Annotated in this window: 17 protein-coding genes and 3 tRNA genes; 19 read left to right on the plus strand and 1 reads right to left on the minus strand. The window is 44.7% G+C overall.

Annotation, left to right across the window (positions count from 1 at the left end; translation table 11 throughout):
• Nucleotides 1-83: 83 nt before the first annotated feature.
• Entirely contained in the window at nt 84-1,589 is a 1,506-nt protein-coding gene (locus tag GJU82_RS00350) for an NAD(P)/FAD-dependent oxidoreductase (RefSeq protein WP_228488494.1), read from the plus strand.
• Here GJU82_RS00350 and GJU82_RS00355 read toward each other — a convergent pair.
• Nucleotides 1,558-2,337, minus strand: coding sequence for an RNA methyltransferase (locus GJU82_RS00355; protein ID WP_153630338.1), 780 nt, complete (start codon nt 2,335-2,337; stop codon nt 1,558-1,560). The two genes, GJU82_RS00350 and GJU82_RS00355, sit on opposite strands and share 32 nt — an antisense overlap.
• A 108-nt stretch (nt 2,338-2,445) precedes the next feature.
• Here GJU82_RS00355 and GJU82_RS00360 point away from each other — a divergent pair, with 108 nt between their 5' ends.
• The 18 genes from GJU82_RS00360 to rpoB all read left to right on the plus strand — a co-directional run bounded on the left by GJU82_RS00360 (nt 2,446) and on the right by rpoB (nt 18,900).
• Complete coding sequence (locus GJU82_RS00360) at nt 2,446-4,764, plus strand: BamA/TamA family outer membrane protein (protein WP_153630339.1); 2,319 nt, start codon at nt 2,446-2,448, stop codon at nt 4,762-4,764.
• Between the two features lie 131 nt (nt 4,765-4,895).
• Nucleotides 4,896-5,978 carry a class II fructose-bisphosphate aldolase gene (gene fbaA, locus GJU82_RS00365; RefSeq protein ID WP_153630340.1) on the plus strand — a complete coding sequence of 361 codons (1,083 nt, stop codon included), beginning with the start codon at nt 4,896-4,898 and terminating at the stop codon, nt 5,976-5,978.
• A gap of 211 nt (nt 5,979-6,189) precedes the next feature.
• On the plus strand, nt 6,190-7,539 hold the full coding sequence (locus GJU82_RS00370) for a sodium-dependent transporter (RefSeq protein WP_153630341.1): 1,350 nt from the start codon (nt 6,190-6,192) through the stop codon (nt 7,537-7,539).
• A 95-nt stretch (nt 7,540-7,634) separates the two neighbouring features.
• Nucleotides 7,635-8,552, plus strand: a complete 918-nt coding sequence (locus GJU82_RS00375; protein ID WP_153630342.1) for a helix-hairpin-helix domain-containing protein — start codon at nt 7,635-7,637, stop codon at nt 8,550-8,552.
• A gap of 138 nt (nt 8,553-8,690) precedes the next feature.
• Nucleotides 8,691-8,882, plus strand: coding sequence for a 30S ribosomal protein S21 (gene rpsU, locus GJU82_RS00380; RefSeq protein ID WP_153630343.1), 192 nt, complete (start codon nt 8,691-8,693; stop codon nt 8,880-8,882).
• A 77-nt stretch (nt 8,883-8,959) separates the two neighbouring features.
• Entirely contained in the window at nt 8,960-9,844 is an 885-nt protein-coding gene (locus GJU82_RS00385) for a tyrosine-type recombinase/integrase (protein ID WP_153630344.1), read from the plus strand.
• Between the two features lie 15 nt (nt 9,845-9,859).
• Complete coding sequence (hpf, locus tag GJU82_RS00390) at nt 9,860-10,165, plus strand: ribosome hibernation-promoting factor, HPF/YfiA family (RefSeq protein WP_228488496.1); 306 nt, start codon at nt 9,860-9,862, stop codon at nt 10,163-10,165.
• 252 nt (nt 10,166-10,417) lie between these two features.
• Nucleotides 10,418-10,500 (plus strand) — tRNA-Tyr (locus GJU82_RS00395).
• Between the two features lie 10 nt (nt 10,501-10,510).
• A tRNA-Gly gene (locus tag GJU82_RS00400) sits at nt 10,511-10,583 on the plus strand.
• 8 nt (nt 10,584-10,591) lie between these two features.
• Nucleotides 10,592-10,663 (plus strand) — tRNA-Thr (locus tag GJU82_RS00405).
• A 63-nt stretch (nt 10,664-10,726) separates the two neighbouring features.
• Complete coding sequence (gene tuf, locus GJU82_RS00410; RefSeq protein WP_153630345.1) at nt 10,727-11,914, plus strand: elongation factor Tu; 1,188 nt, start codon at nt 10,727-10,729, stop codon at nt 11,912-11,914.
• 155 nt (nt 11,915-12,069) lie between these two features.
• The gene (secE, locus tag GJU82_RS00415) at nt 12,070-12,261 is read left to right on the plus strand and encodes a preprotein translocase subunit SecE (RefSeq protein ID WP_153630346.1); all 192 of its coding nucleotides are present in this window, start codon (nt 12,070-12,072) and stop codon (nt 12,259-12,261) included.
• Between the two features lie 20 nt (nt 12,262-12,281).
• Complete coding sequence (gene nusG, locus GJU82_RS00420; protein ID WP_153630347.1) at nt 12,282-12,830, plus strand: transcription termination/antitermination protein NusG; 549 nt, start codon at nt 12,282-12,284, stop codon at nt 12,828-12,830.
• Between the two features lie 24 nt (nt 12,831-12,854).
• The gene (gene rplK / locus GJU82_RS00425; protein WP_153630348.1) at nt 12,855-13,298 is read left to right on the plus strand and encodes a 50S ribosomal protein L11; all 444 of its coding nucleotides are present in this window, start codon (nt 12,855-12,857) and stop codon (nt 13,296-13,298) included.
• A gap of 16 nt (nt 13,299-13,314) precedes the next feature.
• Nucleotides 13,315-14,010 (plus strand): 50S ribosomal protein L1, encoded by a 696-nt coding sequence (gene rplA / locus GJU82_RS00430; protein WP_153630349.1) that lies wholly within the window; start codon nt 13,315-13,317, stop codon nt 14,008-14,010.
• A 16-nt stretch (nt 14,011-14,026) separates the two neighbouring features.
• The gene (gene rplJ, locus GJU82_RS00435) at nt 14,027-14,548 is read left to right on the plus strand and encodes a 50S ribosomal protein L10 (RefSeq protein WP_153630350.1); all 522 of its coding nucleotides are present in this window, start codon (nt 14,027-14,029) and stop codon (nt 14,546-14,548) included.
• A gap of 59 nt (nt 14,549-14,607) precedes the next feature.
• Nucleotides 14,608-14,985, plus strand: a complete 378-nt coding sequence (rplL, locus tag GJU82_RS00440) for a 50S ribosomal protein L7/L12 (protein ID WP_153630351.1) — start codon at nt 14,608-14,610, stop codon at nt 14,983-14,985.
• A gap of 102 nt (nt 14,986-15,087) precedes the next feature.
• Nucleotides 15,088-18,900 carry a DNA-directed RNA polymerase subunit beta gene (gene rpoB / locus GJU82_RS00445; RefSeq protein WP_153630352.1) on the plus strand — a complete coding sequence of 1,271 codons (3,813 nt, stop codon included), beginning with the start codon at nt 15,088-15,090 and terminating at the stop codon, nt 18,898-18,900.
• Nucleotides 18,901-18,952: the final 52 nt, after the last annotated feature.

Below are 18,952 nucleotides of genomic sequence, written 5' to 3' on the forward strand. Positions count from 1 at the left end.
AGTACAGAAATAAGTTGCAAAAAGAGATAAACATTTCCGTCAGCCCAAAGCAGGCCGCCGATGAAAAACAGTTGTCACGAATTGTGGCATCCCAGTTACGTTTGGATGAAGATCGAGTCAGCGGAATCGTCATTCGTCGGCGCTCGGTGGATGCCCGGAAGCGTGATATCCGGATTAATTTGGGTATCCTGGCCTTTATCGATGAAGGCCCCAAGCCGTTAAAACCAGCTGAAAAAATCTATCCTGATGTGTCGAAAGCCGATCCGGTGATTATTGTCGGTGCCGGGCCTGCAGGTTTGTTCGCTGCACTCCGCCTTATCGAACTGGGAATGAAACCGGTTATTTTGGAGCGGGGGAAAAGTGTGAGTGAGCGCAAACGCGATATCGCCGCCATTCATCGCGAGCAGCAGATCGATCCGGATTCCAATTACGGTTTTGGTGAAGGTGGGGCAGGAACATTTTCAGACGGCAAGCTTTACACCCGTTCGAAAAAGAGGGGAGATGTCAACCGGATTCTGGAAATTCTTCATTTTCACGGTGCCCAGGACGATATTCTGATTGATGCTCATCCGCACATCGGGACCAATGTATTACCCCGGGTGGTAACGGCTATGCGCAAAACCATAATCGAAGCTGGTGGCGAAGTTCATTTTCATTCGCGGGTAACCGATGTTATCAGTCAAAACGGCAAAGCCACCGGCGTAAAATTAAAGAGCGGGCAAACCCTTTCGGGGAAAGCTGTCATCTTGGCCACCGGTCATTCAGCCCGCGATGTATATCAAATGCTGCACGACAAACATCTGGTTGTCGAAGGAAAGCCTTTTGCCATGGGGGTGCGGGTTGAACATCCGCAGGAGCTGATTGATTTGATTCAGTATCACGGAAGGCCCAGAGGCGAATTTCTTCCGGCTGCCAGCTACTCTTTCGTCGAGCAGGTGGAACAGCGTGGAGTTTATTCTTTTTGCATGTGTCCGGGCGGAGTGATTGTCCCTGCAGCGACGGCTCCGGGAGAGTTGGTGGTAAATGGCATGTCGCCTTCGGGGAGGGGCGGAAGGTTTGCCAACTCAGGAATTGTCGTGGAGATTCGATTGGAAGATATTCCGAAAAATTATAAACGGTTTGAGCAGTTGGCTGGTCTTCATTTTCAATCCGATTTGGAGCAGAAGTGTTTCCGGCAGGCTAGCCGCTCGCTAATGGCGCCGGCCCAGCGGTTGGATGATTTTGTGAAGGGGCGTTTATCGTATGATTTGGCGGAGACCTCTTACCGGCCAGGAATTCAGTCGTCGCCGATGCATGAATGGTTGCCCGGGGTTATTCGCCAGAAACTGCAAAAGGGATTTGCTCAAATCGGGCGAAAAGCCCACGGATTTCTCACAAATGATGCGCTCATTCTGGGCGTAGAATCGCGCACATCGTCTCCGGTACGAATTCCCCGAGACAAAATTTCTCTGGAACACATACAAGTCCCAAGACTTTTCCCTTGCGGTGAAGGTGCGGGTTATGCCGGAGGTATTGTTTCGTCTGCCATTGATGGAGAACGATGTGCCGAAGCGGTGGTTAAGGTTTGCGGGGTGTCATCCGGCGTCTGAACTCAGAACAAGTAATGGAGGCAGCCATGGCCACGTTCAGTGATTCCGATGTTTTCCGGTTCGCCGGGAAGTTGGGGATGTGAATCTTATGCCGAATCAGCGGTTCAACACTTCCCAAAATTCCTTTTCCTTCGTTACCCATCACAATAATCCCGTTAGGAGAAAGAGGCGCGGAATAAATGTTTTCGCCTTCGAGAAATGTGCCGTATACCGGAATTCCCATTTCGTTGGCGCGTTGAAGATAATCGGGCAGATTTCCGTAATGCAGCTTGATTCGGGCGATAGCGCCCATCGTGGCCTGAACAGTTTTAGGATTGTATAAATCAACCGTATCCTCCGAGCAAAGAATATGTTGGATGCCGAACCAGTCGGCCAGTCGGATAATGGTTCCGAGGTTGCCCGGATCCTGGATGCCGTCCAACGCAAGGCACAGATCGCCGGCAATTTCTTCCCAGGACAATGAATGTTCAGGAATTTGCACGCTGGCAATGATATCAGGTGCTGATTTTAATTGCGATATTTTCTTTAGATCGACTAACTGTGAGGAGTGTATATTTTTTGGGTTAAACCCCTTTTTTTCGACTGTTGTAATTAATTCCGGCGAGCAAAAGACTTCCCGGACTTTCATTCCTGAATCAAGCAGATCGAAAACAAGTTTTTGGCCTTCAGCAACGAAAAGGCCTTCACTGCGTCTGAATTTTTTCAGATGAAGCAAACGGAGTTGTTTTATTTTGTTTTTTGAGAGCAAACCGCTATACTGAGTTTCATAATTAACTTCAGCAAAAATAAACGATTTTAAATTATTGAGTTCACTATATTTGTGAGGTTTCCAATTTTCAATGTGTTGAAGGATTTGTTGAGAACAATAAAGCTGATTTTCGGATTGGCTTTTCTGGTTTTACTAATTTTTTCCTGCCGGACAACGAAATTTGTTCCGCAGGATGAATACCTGTTGAATAAAGTGAAGGTTGAGTCTGATACGAAAAACATTGACAAGCAGGAGTTAAAGAGTTATTTTCGGCAGACACCTAACACCTCGATTCTCGGATTCTGGAAGTTTCATCTGGCACTTTACAACTTATCGTCACAAAAGAAAAAAGATGGTTGGCTGAAGCGAATAGGTGAAGCACCTGTGATATACGATCCCTTCCTGACCAGGCGCTCAGACGAAGAGTTGGAAAGGTATATGCACAATAAGGGCTATTATGATGCAGAGGTAACCGATACGGTTTATCGCAAAAAGAAAAAGGCTGAAGTCGTCTATCGCATTGTGGCCAATGAACCTTATACAATCAGTCGCTACAAGGTCAACGTGCTTGACGACTCACTCCGGACAATTGTGCGTCAGGATTCGACATTGTCGGCCGTTCATCTCGGTGAAAATCTGGACATGGATAAACTGGGCAGTGAGCGAATGCGGATGGTTCGCACGTTAAAGGATCAAGGTTATTATCGGATGAACCGCAACAGCATTTCCTATGAGGCCGATACAACTCTGGGGAAACGGCAGTCGGACGTAACGATGTTGGTTGGAGAGCAGGAAATACAGGATTCGCTGGGTAATATCGAATACCAGCCGCATAAGAAGTTTACATTCCGGAATTTTTATTTCCTTACGGAATATGAACCCCGTAAAGCGTTATTCAGTGCACACCTGAATATGGACATGGTCCCGCAGGATACGCTGAAAGTTGACAACTACTACTTCATCTATAAAAAATCGTTGCGTTTCCGTCCGGATTTGCTCATCAATGCGAACCATATTGGTGATGCGGGTTATTATAAGGTGAGTGAAGTAGAGCGCACCTACAACGAATTATCCTTACTGCGGTTGTTCAAGGTGATTAATATTCAGTTTGAGGATACCGGGCAACGGGATTCAATGGGGCGCCCAATGCTCGATTGTATCATTCAATTAACCCCATCTACCAAGCAATCCTATTCATTCTCGCTCGAAGGAACGAATTCATCGGGGAACCTGGGGGTCGCCGGGAATTTAAATTATCAACACCGAAATCTTTTCAAAGGGGGAGAGATCCTCGATGTGCAATTGCGTGGGGCAACCGAGCGGCAAAGCTATGGTGTGAAGGATTCTGTCAAATTTTTCAATACACTGGAAACAGGTATTGACACCAAACTTACGCTGCCCAAATTTTTGGCCCCCATTCGGTCAAATAGGCTGTTTCAATACTCCACTCCCAAAACACTTTTCAACCTGGCATACAATTACCAGCGTCGTCCCGATTACACCCGGACCATTGCGCGTGCCAGTTTTGGTTATCAGTGGAAATCGTCTGAATTCTCGACACACCGAATCAATCTGCTGGATTTTAACCTGGTGAAAATGTTCTCGTACGATCCGGGATTCATTGCATCCATCGAGAATCTGTATATCCGTAGCTCATATACCGATCACTCCATTTCATCGTTCAATTACATTTATACATACAATACACAGCGTTTGCAGAAAAGGACCAACTATAAATATCTGCGTGCCTCATTCGAAACAGCAGGGAATACCTTGTATGGTTACAGCAAACTGGCCAATCGTCCCCAGGAATTGACGGACACGTTAGCGGGAGGCCAATACAAATTTCTGGGAACTCCTTTTGCCCAGTATTTCCGGGCCGACCTGGAATATCGTCGTTGCTGGGTGCTCGATAAGTATAATACCGTTGTTATTCGTGGTTTTGGCGGGATTGCCGTTCCATATGGTAACTCGAAACAGGTGCCTTTCGAACGTAAATATTTTACAGGTGGCGCCAATGATATTCGGGCCTGGCCGGTCCGAGCGCTTGGCCCGGGTACTTATAAGGCAGATCCGAATGCTTTCCCGAATCAGACAGGAGATATTAAACTGGAGGGTAATATCGAATATCGCTATAAGATGATTGGTATGCTGGAAGGAGCCTTTTTCCTGGATGTGGGTAATATCTGGTCGTTGAAAGATAACCGCCCGGGAACCGAGTTTCGTCTGGATAAGTTTTATAATGAGTTAGCGGTGGGAACAGGAACCGGATTTCGGTTCGATTTTTCCTACGTAATTTTCCGGCTGGATGTCGGAATGAAACTACGCGATCCTTTGCGCCCGGAAGGCTCCAGATGGATCATCGGTAACCGCCCGTATACAATTGATGATTTCAACGTTAACTTTGCTATCGGGTATCCCTTTTAACGTTGTTTTAACAAGTGTTGTAAAACATTGTTTCGTTTTTTATTCGTACCTTTGCAATCGGTTATTCGAAAAAATAACTAAGAGAATAAGGTTATTTATAGTAAGTTATATCTACCTGAAAAATAAGAGCTATGAGCGCAAAATTATTTAAAGACATTAAGCCTGGTGTTGTAACCGGGAAAGACCTTCAAACCATTTTTAAAGTAGCCAAGGAAAACAACTTCGCTCTTCCGGCAGTAAACGTAACCGGGACCGATACTGTTAATGCAGTCTTGGAAGCTGCCAAAGTTGTTAACTCACCGGTCATCATTCAGCTTTCAAACGGTGGTGCTGCTTTTTATGCAGGTAAAGGGTTAAAACTCGAAGGTCAGCAAGCTGCTGTTCTGGGTGGGATCTCAGCTGCAAAACATATTCATACGGTTGCTGAAGCCTACGGAGTGCACGTGATCGTGCATACCGACCATGCAGCAAAGAAACTGTTACCATGGATTGACGGATTGCTCGATGCAGGTGAAAAACATTTCGAACAATACGGAAAACCGTTGTTCAGTTCACATATGCTCGACCTTTCTGAAGAACCACTCAAAGAGAATATCGAGATTTGTAAAAAATACCTTGCCCGCATGAGCAAAATGGGTATGACTCTTGAAATCGAGCTCGGTATCACTGGTGGAGAGGAAGATGGAGTTGACAATACCAGTGTAGATAATGCGCTGCTGTATACACAGCCGGAGGATGTTTTCTATGCATATACTGAACTGAGTAAAATTTCGCCCAACTTCACTATTGCCGCTTCATTTGGTAATGTTCACGGAGTTTATAAACCGGGTAACGTTGTATTGCGTCCGGTTATTCTGAAAAATTCACAGGATTACATTGCTGAAAAACTGGGTATCGAAGATAAGAAGCCGGTTAACTTTGTATTCCATGGCGGTTCTGGTTCTAAACCTGAAGAAATCCACGAAGCGATTGGGTATGGTGTTATCAAGATGAATATCGATACCGATACTCAGTGGGCAATGTGGAATGGTGTTCGTGAATTCGAAGCTAAAAACCACGGCTACCTTCAGAGCCAGATTGGTAACCCGGAAGGTGAAGATAAACCGAACAAGAAGCATTACGATCCCCGCGTTTGGCTGCGTGCCGGAGAAGAAGGTGTTATTGCGCGTTTGAAAGAAGCGTTTAAAGCATTGAACGCTATCGATCGCGATTAAGAAAGTTCAAACCGAACGATACAAATATAAAAACCACCCGGAGGTGGTTTTTTTGTTTATATACATTTGTTCGTGTTAGGAAGCATCTTGGGCAATCCGAAAAAAAATGACAAATTTGTTCGTTGTAAAACATTGATTATAAAAAGCTTTTATTTATTCTAAATAGGGATTATCTGCGATTTCAATTTATTGAACTAACACGAACCACCTTATGCAAGGAAAGAGAGACAGTTTTACAAGTCGCTTTGGCATTATTGCCGCTGCTGCGGGTTCGGCCATCGGACTTGGTAACATTTGGCGCTTCCCTTATGTCCTGGGAGAGAACGGGGGAGGAGCATTTTTCCTGATTTACCTTTTTTTCATTATTCTCATTGGCATTCCGTTAATGCTAACTGAAATGACACTTGGTCGAAGCGCTCAACGTAATGCCTACGGAACGTTTAAGTTTCTGTCCACCGGAACTGGCTGGCCATTGGTCGGTATAATGGGAGTGGCAGCTGCGTTCATGATTTTATCCTTTTACAGCGCCGTAGCCGGTTGGGCGCTCGAATATACGCTTCAGGCTGTCGAAAATGGCTTTGCCGGGAAAACTCCGGTAGAGTTGAATACCATGTACGGCGATTTTGTCTCCGGCTCGTTTTGGCCCGTTTTGTGGATGTTGATTTTTCTTCTTCTAACCTCAACTATTGTGGTGGCAGGAGTCAGCAAAGGAATTGAGAAGTATACTAAAATTCTGATGCCGGTGTTGCTCGTTATTATCATCATTCTCGACATCCGGGCGATAACCCTTCCCGGCGCAGGCGAAGGATTGGAGTTTTTGTTTAAACCCGATTTTAGCAAACTAACCGGAAATGCGGTTCTGGAGGCATTGGGACAGGCTTTCTTTTCATTAAGCCTGGGAATGGGAACCATTATTACCTATGGCTCTTACATTAACCGGAAAGAGAGATTGATGAGTACGGCGGCATCCGTGTCGTTTGCCGATACACTGATTGCTGTATTGGCTGGAATCGCTATATTTCCGGCAGTTTTCGCTTTCAATATCGAGCCCGATGCAGGCCCCAAACTGGTGTTTATTACGCTGCCGAATATTTTCCAGCAAATGCCCGGCGGATATTTTTTTGCGCTGTTGTTTTTTGTCCTGTTGGTCATTGCCGCACTAACATCTTCCATCTCGTTGCTGGAGGTAATTGTGGCCTATTTTGCCGAGGAGTTAAAAATTAGCAGGAAAAAAGCCACATGGATGTCGGGAATTGCGGCGGGAATATTGGGGGTTCTTAGCGCCTTATCATACGGGCCACTGAAAGATGTTACACTATTCGGAAAAACCGCTTTCGAATTGCTCGATTACGTTTCTTCCAACATTCTGTTGCCTTTTGGCGGATTATTAATTACCATTTTTGCCGGCTATATTCTTAAAAAGGGCGTAATAAAAAAGGGTGTTGAAGGTGAAAGCGGACACGAAAGACTCTTCAAGGCCTACTATTTCATCATCAAGTTTCTGGCACCGGTGGCTATTGCCTTTGTTTTTCTGAATAGTCTTGGGATCCTGAAATTTTAATCCGACAATATCGAATTCACTGAAAAGATTTCTGGTTAGCAGGAAGCTTTTTTTGTAACTTTAATATAGAAGTTACAATCCAAGCCTTCATATTAATGAAATTTTCGTTTTTGCGCACATATTTTAGTTTCTCGAAAAGAGAGAAAAACGGCCTGTTGGTTTTGCTCACCATTTTGTTGGTAATTATTGGAATTAATTTGATGTTGCCAATTATTATCCCAGCACCGAAATACGATTTTTCGGAGTGGGAAGAACAGGTCGCGACATATCAAAAACATCTGGATAGCCTTTCCAGGGAAAAAAGCCGGTTGCATCTTGTTCCGTTCAATCCAAACCAAGCAACCAAAGAGCAGTTAATTGCAATGGGGATTCCGGAAAAGCCGGCATCCATTTGGGTAAATTATCTCCGGAAAGGCGGCCGTTTCAGGAAGCCGGAAGACGTTGGGAAAATTTATGGACTGTCCGGTTCGGTTAGTGAGCAACTCGTGCCTTTTGTCCGGCTGGCTGAGGATACGGTGCCTCGGGTTAAGAGAATCGTCAAGAATCGGCCTCCTCGAAAATCATCGGCACTTAAAATAGCCCGGTTGCAAGTTGCCATTCCAGAGAGAATCGCAATTCCGGTTATCGATTTAAACAGGGCTGATTCTGTTAGTCTGGAAAAATTACCAGGAATTGGTCCCGTGTTAGCCGGGCGCATTGTTAAATACAGAAAGCTGTTGGGCGGATATTATTCTGTCGGTCAATTAAAAGAGGTTTATGGCCTGAGGGAAGAACATTACAATAAAGCCCGGCCTTATTTAAAGGCTTCAAAAGAAGCTCTCCGCCCCATTCAAATCAATTTTGCCTCGTTGGGCGATTTGGCCCGTCATCCTTATATCGACTATCGTGAAGCTAAAGCGGTAGTGAACAAACGGGAGAAACTGGGCAAGATTGAAGGTTTTGATGCCCTTGGTGATATTTTCCTTCCTGAAAAAGTTGAAAAACTACATCCTTACATTATCTTTGCGCCGTAAATTTCGATAGCATTATTTGTCGTTGGCACTAATTATTTAGTGCTGACAGTTTGATTCGTAACGGAATATTCATAAATTTGCGACCCGAAATCAGGAATAATAAAGAAACTAGAATAAATTAAGTAATAAGGAAACGGTATGATTGTAATTCCCTTGAAAGAAGGAGAGAACATCGAACGTGCTCTCAAGCGTTTCAAAAGAAAATTTGAAAAAACCGGAGTAGTAAAAGAACTGCGTAGCCGTCAGGCTTATACCAAACCTTCAGTTGAACGTCGCACGGAGATTAAAAAAGCGATCTATATTCAGCAAATGCAGCATGAAGAAGATTAACGCATGTTAAGGGCTGAGACATGTAAAATGGGTGCGATTTTTTTCGTATCTTGAATTCAAATCTTTAACCCTTTTCAATGTTTAATCAGGCATCATTTCTGAATTATCTGAAATACGAAAAGCGTTATTCGCCGCACACGCTGGCGGCCTATAAAAAAGACCTCGATCAGTTTATTTCTTTCGGGAATGAATTGGTGGAGGATTTTTGTTTAAAGGCGGTCGATTATCACTTGGTCAGGCAATGGATTATTTCCATGATGGAGCAGGATATTTCGGCCCGGACTGTTAATCGGAAACTTTCGACGCTGAAGACCTATTTCAGGTTTATGATGCGGGAGGAATTGATGGAGAAGAACCCGATGGATCGCGTTATTTCGCCAAGGGCGGGTAAACGTCTTCCTTCCTTCCTTCAGGAAACCGAAATTAACCGGTTGCTCGATGGCCGTTATTTCACCAATGATTTTGAAGGAGTGCGCGATAAGGCCATGATAAGCCTCTTTTATGGTACCGGTATTCGCCTGGCGGAGCTGAGAACCATGAAAATGGACGATCTGAATCAGGATGAATCGATGGTGAAAGTGTTGGGCAAGAGAAATAAGGAACGCCTGGTCCCGTATCCACGTGAAATAAATCGTGATTTGACCGCCTATATTACCAAACGTCGTGAACTTTTCGGGGAAGGGTCTTGTTTTTTATTTATGACAGCAGCCGGTGAGCCGGTATACGATAAGCTGGTCTATCGTTCTGTGAAAAAACATTTGGCTAAAGTTACCACACTCGATAAAAAAAGTCCGCATATCCTGCGGCACACTTTTGCCACACATCTTTTGAATCATGGGGCAGACCTGAATGCAATCAAGGAGTTGTTGGGACATTCAAACCTGGCAGCTACGCAAGTCTACACCCATACATCATTTGAGAAGCTAAAAGAAGTTTATAAACAAGCTCACCCCAGGGCTTAAACGAATGGAGGATTTATGATGGACGTTAAAGTACAAGCAGTTCATTTCAAGGCCGATCAGAAGCTGGTCGAATTTTGTGAGAAAAAAGTAAACAAGTTGGACTTGTTCTTTGACGGGATTATCGGTGCCGATATAGTGCTAAAATTGGAAAATGATGAGGAAAAGGAAAACAAGATTGCGGAGATAAGATTGTCCGTTCCTTCCAACGAAAACCTCTTTGCCAAAAAGCAGGCCCGAACCTTCGAGGAAGCGACCGATTCGGCGATCGATGCATTACGTCGTCAGCTCAAGAAATACAAGGAAAAACTAAAGGCTAAATAATTTAAAAAAAGTGTGGTAAATTTGCTTTTTAGGCAAAAAATTTTTTACATTTGCAAACCATTTTTAAGGAGTAATTCCTTGGAAATGGTTTGTTCTGTGTATCGGGGCGTGATTTGGGCAGGTGGCTTTGAATTGAACGCAACTATCACGGGTAAATAGCTGTTATGTAAATGAGTGGGGGTTTTTATTTGAAGTTAAAGCTTCCCGATTATTGTAGAAAACAGCAAAAAGTTCATCATATTTTCTTGAGATGGGGAGATACCAAAGTGGCCAACTGGGGCAGACTGTAAATCTGCTGGCTTATGCCTTCGTAGGTTCGAATCCTGCTCTCCCCACGTAAAATTTGCGGGAGTAGCTCAGTTGATAGAGCATCAGCCTTCCAAGCTGAGGGTCGCGGGTTTGAGCCCCGTCTCCCGCTCTGGTTTTGCCGATGTAGCTCAGGGGTAGAGCGCTTCCTTGGTAAGGAAGAGGTCACGAGTTCAATTCTCGTCATCGGCTCGTAAAAAGATTAGATGATTTACAAATAGAAAATTAAAAACACACTATCTAATTTTTGGATTTATGGCTAAAGAACATTACAACAGGACCAAAGACCACGTGAACATTGGTACCATTGGCCACGTGGACCACGGTAAGACAACACTTACAGCTGCAATTACTAAAGTTCTGGCTAAGAAGGGGCTGTCTGAAGTAAAAGAATTCGATTCTATTGACAACGCACCTGAAGAAAAGGAGCGTGGTATTACCATTAATACGGCTCACGTCGAGTACCAGACTGAAAATCGTCACTACGCACACGTTGACTGTCCGGGGCACGCCGACTATGTAAAGAACATGGTAACTGGTGCTGCCCAGATGGACGGAGCCATTCTTGTAGTAGCTGCTACTGATGGTCCTATGCCGCAAACTCGTGAGCACATCCTGTTGGCTCGCCAGGTAAACGTTCCCAGGATCGTTGTTTTCATGAACAAAGTTGACATGGTTGACGACGAAGAATTGTTGGAACTGGTTGAAATGGAAGTTCGTGAACTGCTCGATTTCTACGAATTCGATGGTGACAATACTCCCGTTATCCAGGGGTCTGCACTTGGCGCATTGAATGGCGAAGAAAAATGGGAAGAAAAAGTGATGGAACTGATGGATGCAGTTGATAACTGGATTCCGCTTCCTCCCCGTGATATTGATAAGCCTTTCCTGATGCCTGTAGAGGACGTATTCTCAATTACTGGTCGTGGGACCGTGGCTACCGGTCGTATCGAAACTGGTGTCGTACACACTGGAGATGAGTTGCAGTTGATTGGTTTGGGTGCTGAAGGTCGTAAAACTGTTTGTACCGGAGTTGAGATGTTCCGTAAGATTCTTGACGACGGACAGGCTGGTGACAACGTAGGTTTGTTGCTTCGTGGTGTTGATAAAAAGGAAATCAAACGTGGTATGATTCTGGCAAAACCAGGAACAATCACTCCTCACACCAAATTTAAAGCTGAGATTTATGTACTGAAAAAAGAAGAAGGTGGTCGTCACACTCCTTTCCACAACAAGTACCGTCCACAGTTTTATCTGCGTACCCTTGACGTAACCGGTGAAATTTCTCTTCCTGAAGGAACTGAAATGGTAATGCCTGGCGACAACGTATCAATTACTGTTGAGCTGATTTACCCGGTTGCCTTGAACCTCGGTCTGCGTTTTGCTATCCGCGAAGGTGGCCGTACCGTAGGTGCAGGTCAGGTTACTGAAATTATTGAGTGATTTGAAAGCATAAAGCTAAAGCAATAAAGCAGTCCCGGACTTTATGCCCGGGACTGCTTTTACAACGGGTGAGCCCATTGGGGGTGTTTGCTGGTAAGTTCGACTCTTCCTGCCCGACATCTCGCAAAGAGAAATAAAACGAATTAAATTCAGATATGAAGATACAATCGTATTTTGCTGAAGCCTATACCGAGTTGGTACACAAAGTTACATGGCCAACCTGGAAGGAATTACAGAATAGTGCAGTAGTAGTAATGGTTGCTTCCTTAATAATCGCACTGTTAATATTTTTGATCGATATCTCTTTTGAGAATTTGATGAAATTTGTTTACAGTTTATTCTATTAATTTGATTCTGGAGGACCGTAATGAGTGAAATTCAACGCAAATGGTATGTTCTTCGAGCCATCGGAGGGAAAGAAAAGAAGGTAAAAGAATATATCGAAAACGAAATTGCGAATGCTGGTCTTCAAGATTACATTTCACAGGTTTTAATCCCGACGGAAAAGGTATATCAAATCCGAAACGGTAAGAAGGTAGCGAAAGAACGCAATTTCTTCCCGGGATACGTCCTGATTGAAGCAGCATTGGTGGGAGAAATTCCACACATGCTAAAGAATATTACCAATGTAATTGGTTTTCTGGGTGACACCAAAGGGGGCGAACCGGTCCCCATGCGTCAGTCAGAAGTAAACCGTATTCTTGGTAAGGTTGACGAGCTTCAGGAAGGTGGCGAAGGTTTTGAAGTGCCGTTCGTTGTAGGAGAGACCGTCAAAGTGATCGATGGACCGTTCAACGGTTTCAATGGAATCATTGAAGAAGTCAATGAGGAAAAGAAGAAACTGAAAGTAATGGTTAAGATCTTCGGTCGAAAAACACCCTTGGAACTTAGCTTTATGCAAGTAGAAAAGGAGTAACGTAACTTTTTCTAAAAAAACGTTATGGCAAAAGAAGTTGCTGGATTAATTAAATTACAGATTAAAGGTGGTGCAGCGAATCCCTCACCTCCCGTAGGTCCGGCCCTTGGTGCCAAAGGGGTGAACATCATGCAGTTCTGCAAGCAGTTTAACAGCAGGACGCAGGAGCAGGCAGGCAAAGTATTACCGGTAGTAATTACCGTGTATGCCGATAAGTCATTCGACTTCATCGTAAAAACACCGCCTGTAGCAGTTCAACTTCTCGATGCAGCAAAGGTGAAAAAAGGATCTTCGGAGCCTCATGTTAATAAAGTGGGAGAGGTATCATGGGATCAGGTGAAGGAAATTGCCGAAAGCAAAATGACTGACCTGAACTGTTTCACCGTGGAATCGGCTATGCGTATGGTTGCCGGTACCGCTCGGAGTATGGGGATTGCCGTAAACGGAGATTCTCCATTTAATAACTAAAAAAGTAAACGTCCAAATGGCAAAAGTTACCAAAAATAAAAAGGCTGCTTTGGAGAAACTCGAAGCCGGGAAAGTCTATACTTTGCAGGAAGCATCAGCGTTGGTAAAAGAAATTACCAGTTCGAAATTCGATGCTTCGGTTGATGTAGACGTCCGGCTCGGGGTCGATCCCCGGAAAGCCAACCAAATGGTACGCGGTGTTGTGACTTTGCCCCATGGAACCGGTAAATCAGTGAAGGTTCTGGCGTTGGTAACTCCTGAGAAGGAAGCCGAAGCCAATGAAGCAGGAGCTGATTATGTTGGTCTGGATGAATACATTGATAAAATCAAAAATGGTTGGACCGATGTAGACGTTGTGATCACTATGCCTCCGGTAATGGGAAAAGTAGGTCAGTTGGGTCGTATCCTTGGCCCTCGTGGTCTGATGCCCAATCCCAAAAGTGGAACCGTTACCATGGAAGTTGGTAAGGCAATCCAGGAAGTAAAGATGGGTAAGATCGACTTCAAAGTTGACAAGTATGGAATTGTTCATACCTCAGTTGGAAAAGCATCATTCGAACCGGACAAAATCGAAGCGAATATCCGCGAGTTTGTGCATACCATTCAGAAATTAAAGCCCGCCGCTGCGAAAGGTACTTACATCCGGAGCATTTATGTTTCCAGTACCATGAGCCCGGGGATTCAGGTTGAACCTAAGTCTTGCTTGGACTAAGTAAAAGATTATTGAGATGAAAAGATCCGAAAAAATAGAGGTTATTGATCAATTAACCGAGCAGATCAATTCATACAGTCACTTTTACTTGGCCGATACAGCCGACCTGAATGCTGAGAAGTCAAATGACTTAAGGCGGTTGTGTCACAAGCGTGAAGTAAAACTGATTGTAGTTAAGAATACACTGCTCCGTAGGGCCCTCGAAAATTCTGAAAAGGAAGCTGAGTCGCTTTATGACGTACTGAAAGGAAATACGTCCATTCTGTTTTGCAATACAGGTAACGTACCAGCTAGGCTCATTAAAGAGTTCAGCAAAGTGAACAAGAAGCCTGTATTGAAAGGTGCTTATGTTGAAGAATCAACATATATTGGTGCCGATCAGTTGGACGTATTGGTAAATATCAAATCAAAAGAAGAATTGCTTGCAGACGTTATTGCGCTGCTCCAGTCACCGGCCAAGAATCTTATCTCGGCCCTTCAATCTGGAGGAACAACTATTTCTGGTGTATTGAAAACATTGGAAGAGCGTAACGCCTAATTATTATTACAATTTAGAGTTAAAAAATTTAATTACTTAATATTTAAATCTCGAGGAAAATGGCAGATCTTAAAAAGCTTGCAGAAGAACTGGTAAATCTGACTGTAAAAGATGTTACCGAACTGGCTGAGATCCTGAAAGAAGAATATGGCATAGAGCCTGCAGCCGCTGCTGTAGCCGTTGCTGGTCCTGCTGCTGGTGGTGAAGTTGCCGCTGAAGAAGCTCAAACAGAGTTTGATGTTATTCTTAATGCTGCCGGAGGTTCTAAACTGGCCGTAGTAAAACTGGTTAAGGAATTAGCGGGTGTTGGCCTGAAGGAAGCTAAAGAATTGGTTGACGGTGCACCGAAAGCCATCAAGGAAAAAGTCTCGAAAGAAGAGGCTGAATCGCTGAAATCTCAACTTGAAGAAGCTGGAGCTGAAGTTGAACTCAAATAAGACTTTGACCTATAGTTCTGAGGTTATATACGGTTTAGGATCCCGTAAAGGGATTCTAAGCCTTTTTATGTTTATATTTTAGGTTCCTTAATTTGGTTGCTAATGTCTTCAAATACTGTAAATCAAAGAATTAGTTTTGCATCTACTAAGAGTAGGTTCGAGTACCCCGACTTTCTGGAGGTGCAGATTAAATCTTTCAAAGAATTTTTCCAGTTGGGAACCTCTCCTGAAGAGCGGAAAAACGAAGGTTTGAGTAGCGTTTTTCAGGAGAATTTCCCCATAACTGATACCCGAAATAATTTTGTCCTCGAATTCCTCGATTATCAGGTCGATCCGCCTCGATATTCGATTACCGAATGTATCGAGCGTGGGCTCACTTACAGTGTACCCTTAAAAGCCAAATTAAAGCTATACTGTACCGATCCCGAGCACGAAGATTTCGATACGGTTGTTCAGGATGTATATCTTGGCACCGTGCCATACATGACACCAAGTGGCTCATACGTGATTAACGGAGCTGAAAGGGTAGTTGTATCGCAGCTGCACCGTTCACCCGGCGTATTTTTCGGGCAGAGTGTACATGCTAATGGAACCAAACTTTACTCAGCTAGGATTATTCCTTTCAGAGGCTCCTGGATCGAGTTTGCCACTGACATTAATAATGTGATGTTTGCTTACATCGACCGGAAGAAGAAATTACCAGTTACCACCCTTTTGCGTGCAATTGGATACGAGAGCGATAAAGACATTCTCGAAATCTTTGGTCTCGCTGATGAAGTAAAGGTTTCGAAATCGGGATTGAAAAAGGTTGTTGGACGCAGACTGGCTGCTCGTGTTCTGAAAACATGGGTGGAGGATTTTGTCGATGAAGATACCGGCGAGGTGGTATCCATTGAGCGTAACGAAGTTATCATCGATCGTGAAACGGTTATTAAACCGGAACACGTCGAAGAAATCCTTGATTCGGGCGCAAAAACGATTCTTCTGCATAAAGAAGAACAAAATGTGGGTGATTATGCCATCATTTACAATACCTTGCAAAAAGACCCGTGTAACTCGGAGAAAGAAGCAGTACTGCATATTTACCGACAACTGCGTAATTCCGAACCGCCGGATGACGCAACTGCACGTGATGTAATCGAAAAATTGTTCTTCTCCGAAGTTCGTTATGACTTGGGTGAAGTTGGACGTTACCGTATCAACAAAAAGCTTGGGCTGAATATTGATATGGATACCCGCGTTCTTACCAAAGAGGACATTATCGAAATCATCAAGTACCTCATAAAACTCGTCAATTCCAAAACTGACGTCGACGATATCGATCACTTGTCGAACCGCCGTGTACGGACAGTGGGTGAACAGATGTACAACCAGTTTGGTGTAGGTCTGGCCCGTATGGCGCGTACCATTCGTGAGCGAATGAACGTACGTGACAACGAGGTGTTCACACCGGTTGACCTGATTAACTCGAAAACCCTTTCATCGGTTATCAATTCCTTCTTCGGTACCAATGCACTGTCGCAGTTCATGGATCAAACCAACCCGCTGGCCGAAATGACGCATAAACGTCGTATGTCAGCTCTTGGTCCGGGCGGCCTGTCACGCGAACGGGCAGGTTTCGAGGTTCGTGATGTTCACTACACACACTACGGTCGTCTGTGCCCGATTGAAACCCCGGAAGGCCCGAACATTGGTTTGATTTCTTCGCTTTGTGTATTTGCAAAGATTACGGATCTTGGATTTATCTCCACCCCTTATCGTAAGGTGGAAGCCGGAAAAGTAAGTCTGAGTAACGATGATGTTGTTTACCTGACGGCTGAAGAGGAGGAAGGAAAAGTTATCGCCCAGGCGAACGCACCACTGACTGAAGAAGGCGAATTTGTCAATAAACGAATCAAATCGCGTCTCGAAGCCGACTATCCGGTAGCCAGTCCTGAAGAGGTGACTCTTATGGATGTTGGTCCTAACCAGATTGCATCGATTGCTGCATCATTGATTACTTTCCTCGAGCATGATGATGCCAACCGCGCATTGATGGGATCGAACATGATGCGTCAGGCTGTTCCGTTGTTGCGTCCTGAAGCTCCGATCGTTGGGACCGGACTCGAGGGCTACGTGGTTCGCGATGCCCGCGTTCAGATTGCCGCTGAAGGCGACGGCGTGATTGACTATGTTGACGCGAAAAAGATTGTCGTTAAATATGATATGACCGATGACGAGCGTTTTGTCAGCTTTAATTCGGACAGCAAAACATATTATCTTCCTAAATATCAGAAAACCAACCAGGGAACCTGCATCGACCTGACGCCCATGGTATACAAAGGCCAAAGGGTAACCAAAGGTGAACTAATGACCCAGGGATATGCAACCCAAAATGGTGAACTGGCATTGGGACGTAACCTGAAAGTGGCATTCATGCCATGGCAGGGATACAACTACGAGGATGCTATTGTGATTTCGGAACGGATAGTCCGTGAAGATATCTTCACTTCTGTTCATATCGACGAGTATTCACTCGAAGTGCGTGATACAAAACGAGGTGCTGAAGAATTCACTTCTGACATTCCAAACGTTAGTGAAGAGGCTACCCGCAACCTCGATGAAAATGGTTTGATTCGCATTGGAGCGAATGTGAAACCCGGCGATATCATGATCGGTAAGATTACTCCGAAAGGAGAATCCGATCCTTCACCGGAAGAAAAACTGCTCCGTGCTATCTTTGGTGATAAAGCCGGTGATGTGAAAGATGCTTCGTTGAAAGCTTCCCCGTCGCTTCGTGGTGTTGTTATTGATAAAAAGCTTTTCTCTCGTGCCATGAAAGAGAAAAAAGGCAAAATCACCAGCAAGCCTCTACTCGAGCAAATCGACCGCGAGTTTGAATCCGAGATTGAAAAGCTGAACGAGATTCTTTACGATAAAATCTTCACGTTAGTGAATGGTAAAACATCACAGGGTGTGAAAGATTATTTCAATACGGACATTATTCCGAAAGGAACCAAGTTTACCTTGAAGCAACTGCAGTCAATCGACTATCTGAATGTGAATCCGAATAAGTGGACGACCGATAAGGATAAGAACGAAATGATTCGCAACCTTGTGAACAACTACATTATGAAGTACAAGGAAGCGGAAGCTGTTGCCCGTCGTAAACGTTACAACGTGACCATTGGGGACGAACTTCCTGCCGGAATTCTCCAGCTGGCCAAGGTATATATTGCTAAAAAGCGGAAACTGCAGATTGGTGATAAAATGGCCGGTCGCCACGGAAACAAAGGTATCGTATCGCGTATTGTACGCGACGAAGATATGCCGTTCCTGGCAGACGGAACTCCGGTTGATATCGTACTGAACCCGCTGGGTGTACCATCACGTATGAACCTGGGACAGATTTACGAAACCGTTCTGGGATGGGCCGGTAAAGAACTGGGGTTGACATTTGCCACTCCAATTTTCGACGGTGCTTCGCTTGACGAAATCTCGGAATACACCGATAAAGCAGGTGTACCACGTTTCGGTAAAACTGTTCTGCATGATGGTGAAACCGGTGAACCATTTGATCAGCCGGCAACCGTAGGTATTATCTACATGCTTAAACTGGGTCACATGGTTGAAGATAAGATGCATGCCCGTTCGATTGGTCCGTACTCGCTCATTACGCAGCAGCCGCTCGGTGGCAAAGCACAGTTTGGTGGACAGCGTTTTGGAGAGATGGAGGTTTGGGCACTCGAAGCATTCGGTGCATCACACATCCTGCAGGAAATTCTGACGGTGAAATCCGACGACGTCATTGGAAGGGCCAAAGCCTACGAAGCCATTGTAAAAGGCGATCCGATGCCAAGTCCGGGTATACCCGAATCGTTGAATGTATTGTTACACGAACTCAGGGGGCTCGGATTGAGCGTAAACCTCGAGTAGTAGAATATTACGCTTTGGGAAAACCGGGTATATTTACATGCCCGGTATACCC

It is taken from the genome of Prolixibacter sp. SD074 (assembly GCF_009617895.1).
Taxonomy (GTDB): Bacteria; Bacteroidota; Bacteroidia; order Bacteroidales; family Prolixibacteraceae; genus Prolixibacter.

What these genes read in the sequence shown, in the direction of transcription:
- GJU82_RS00375 (WP_153630342.1), top strand. Translation starts at nt 7,635, where the DNA reads ATGAAATTTTCGTTTTTGCGCACATATTTTAGTTTCTCGAAAAGAGAG.
- rplJ (WP_153630350.1), top strand. Translation starts at nt 14,027, where the DNA reads ATGAAAAGATCCGAAAAAATAGAGGTTATTGATCAATTAACCGAGCAG.
- nusG (WP_153630347.1), top strand. Translation starts at nt 12,282, where the DNA reads ATGAGTGAAATTCAACGCAAATGGTATGTTCTTCGAGCCATCGGAGGG.
- rplA (WP_153630349.1), top strand. Translation starts at nt 13,315, where the DNA reads ATGGCAAAAGTTACCAAAAATAAAAAGGCTGCTTTGGAGAAACTCGAA.
- rplL (WP_153630351.1), top strand. Translation starts at nt 14,608, where the DNA reads ATGGCAGATCTTAAAAAGCTTGCAGAAGAACTGGTAAATCTGACTGTA.
- secE (WP_153630346.1), top strand. Translation starts at nt 12,070, where the DNA reads ATGAAGATACAATCGTATTTTGCTGAAGCCTATACCGAGTTGGTACAC.
- GJU82_RS00385 (WP_153630344.1), top strand. Translation starts at nt 8,960, where the DNA reads ATGTTTAATCAGGCATCATTTCTGAATTATCTGAAATACGAAAAGCGT.
- rplK (WP_153630348.1), top strand. Translation starts at nt 12,855, where the DNA reads ATGGCAAAAGAAGTTGCTGGATTAATTAAATTACAGATTAAAGGTGGT.
- GJU82_RS00370 (WP_153630341.1), top strand. Translation starts at nt 6,190, where the DNA reads ATGCAAGGAAAGAGAGACAGTTTTACAAGTCGCTTTGGCATTATTGCC.
- rpsU (WP_153630343.1), top strand. Translation starts at nt 8,691, where the DNA reads ATGATTGTAATTCCCTTGAAAGAAGGAGAGAACATCGAACGTGCTCTC.
- hpf (WP_228488496.1), top strand. Translation starts at nt 9,860, where the DNA reads ATGATGGACGTTAAAGTACAAGCAGTTCATTTCAAGGCCGATCAGAAG.
- tuf (WP_153630345.1), top strand. Translation starts at nt 10,727, where the DNA reads ATGGCTAAAGAACATTACAACAGGACCAAAGACCACGTGAACATTGGT.
- rpoB (WP_153630352.1), top strand. Translation starts at nt 15,088, where the DNA reads ATGTCTTCAAATACTGTAAATCAAAGAATTAGTTTTGCATCTACTAAG.
- fbaA (WP_153630340.1), top strand. Translation starts at nt 4,896, where the DNA reads ATGAGCGCAAAATTATTTAAAGACATTAAGCCTGGTGTTGTAACCGGG.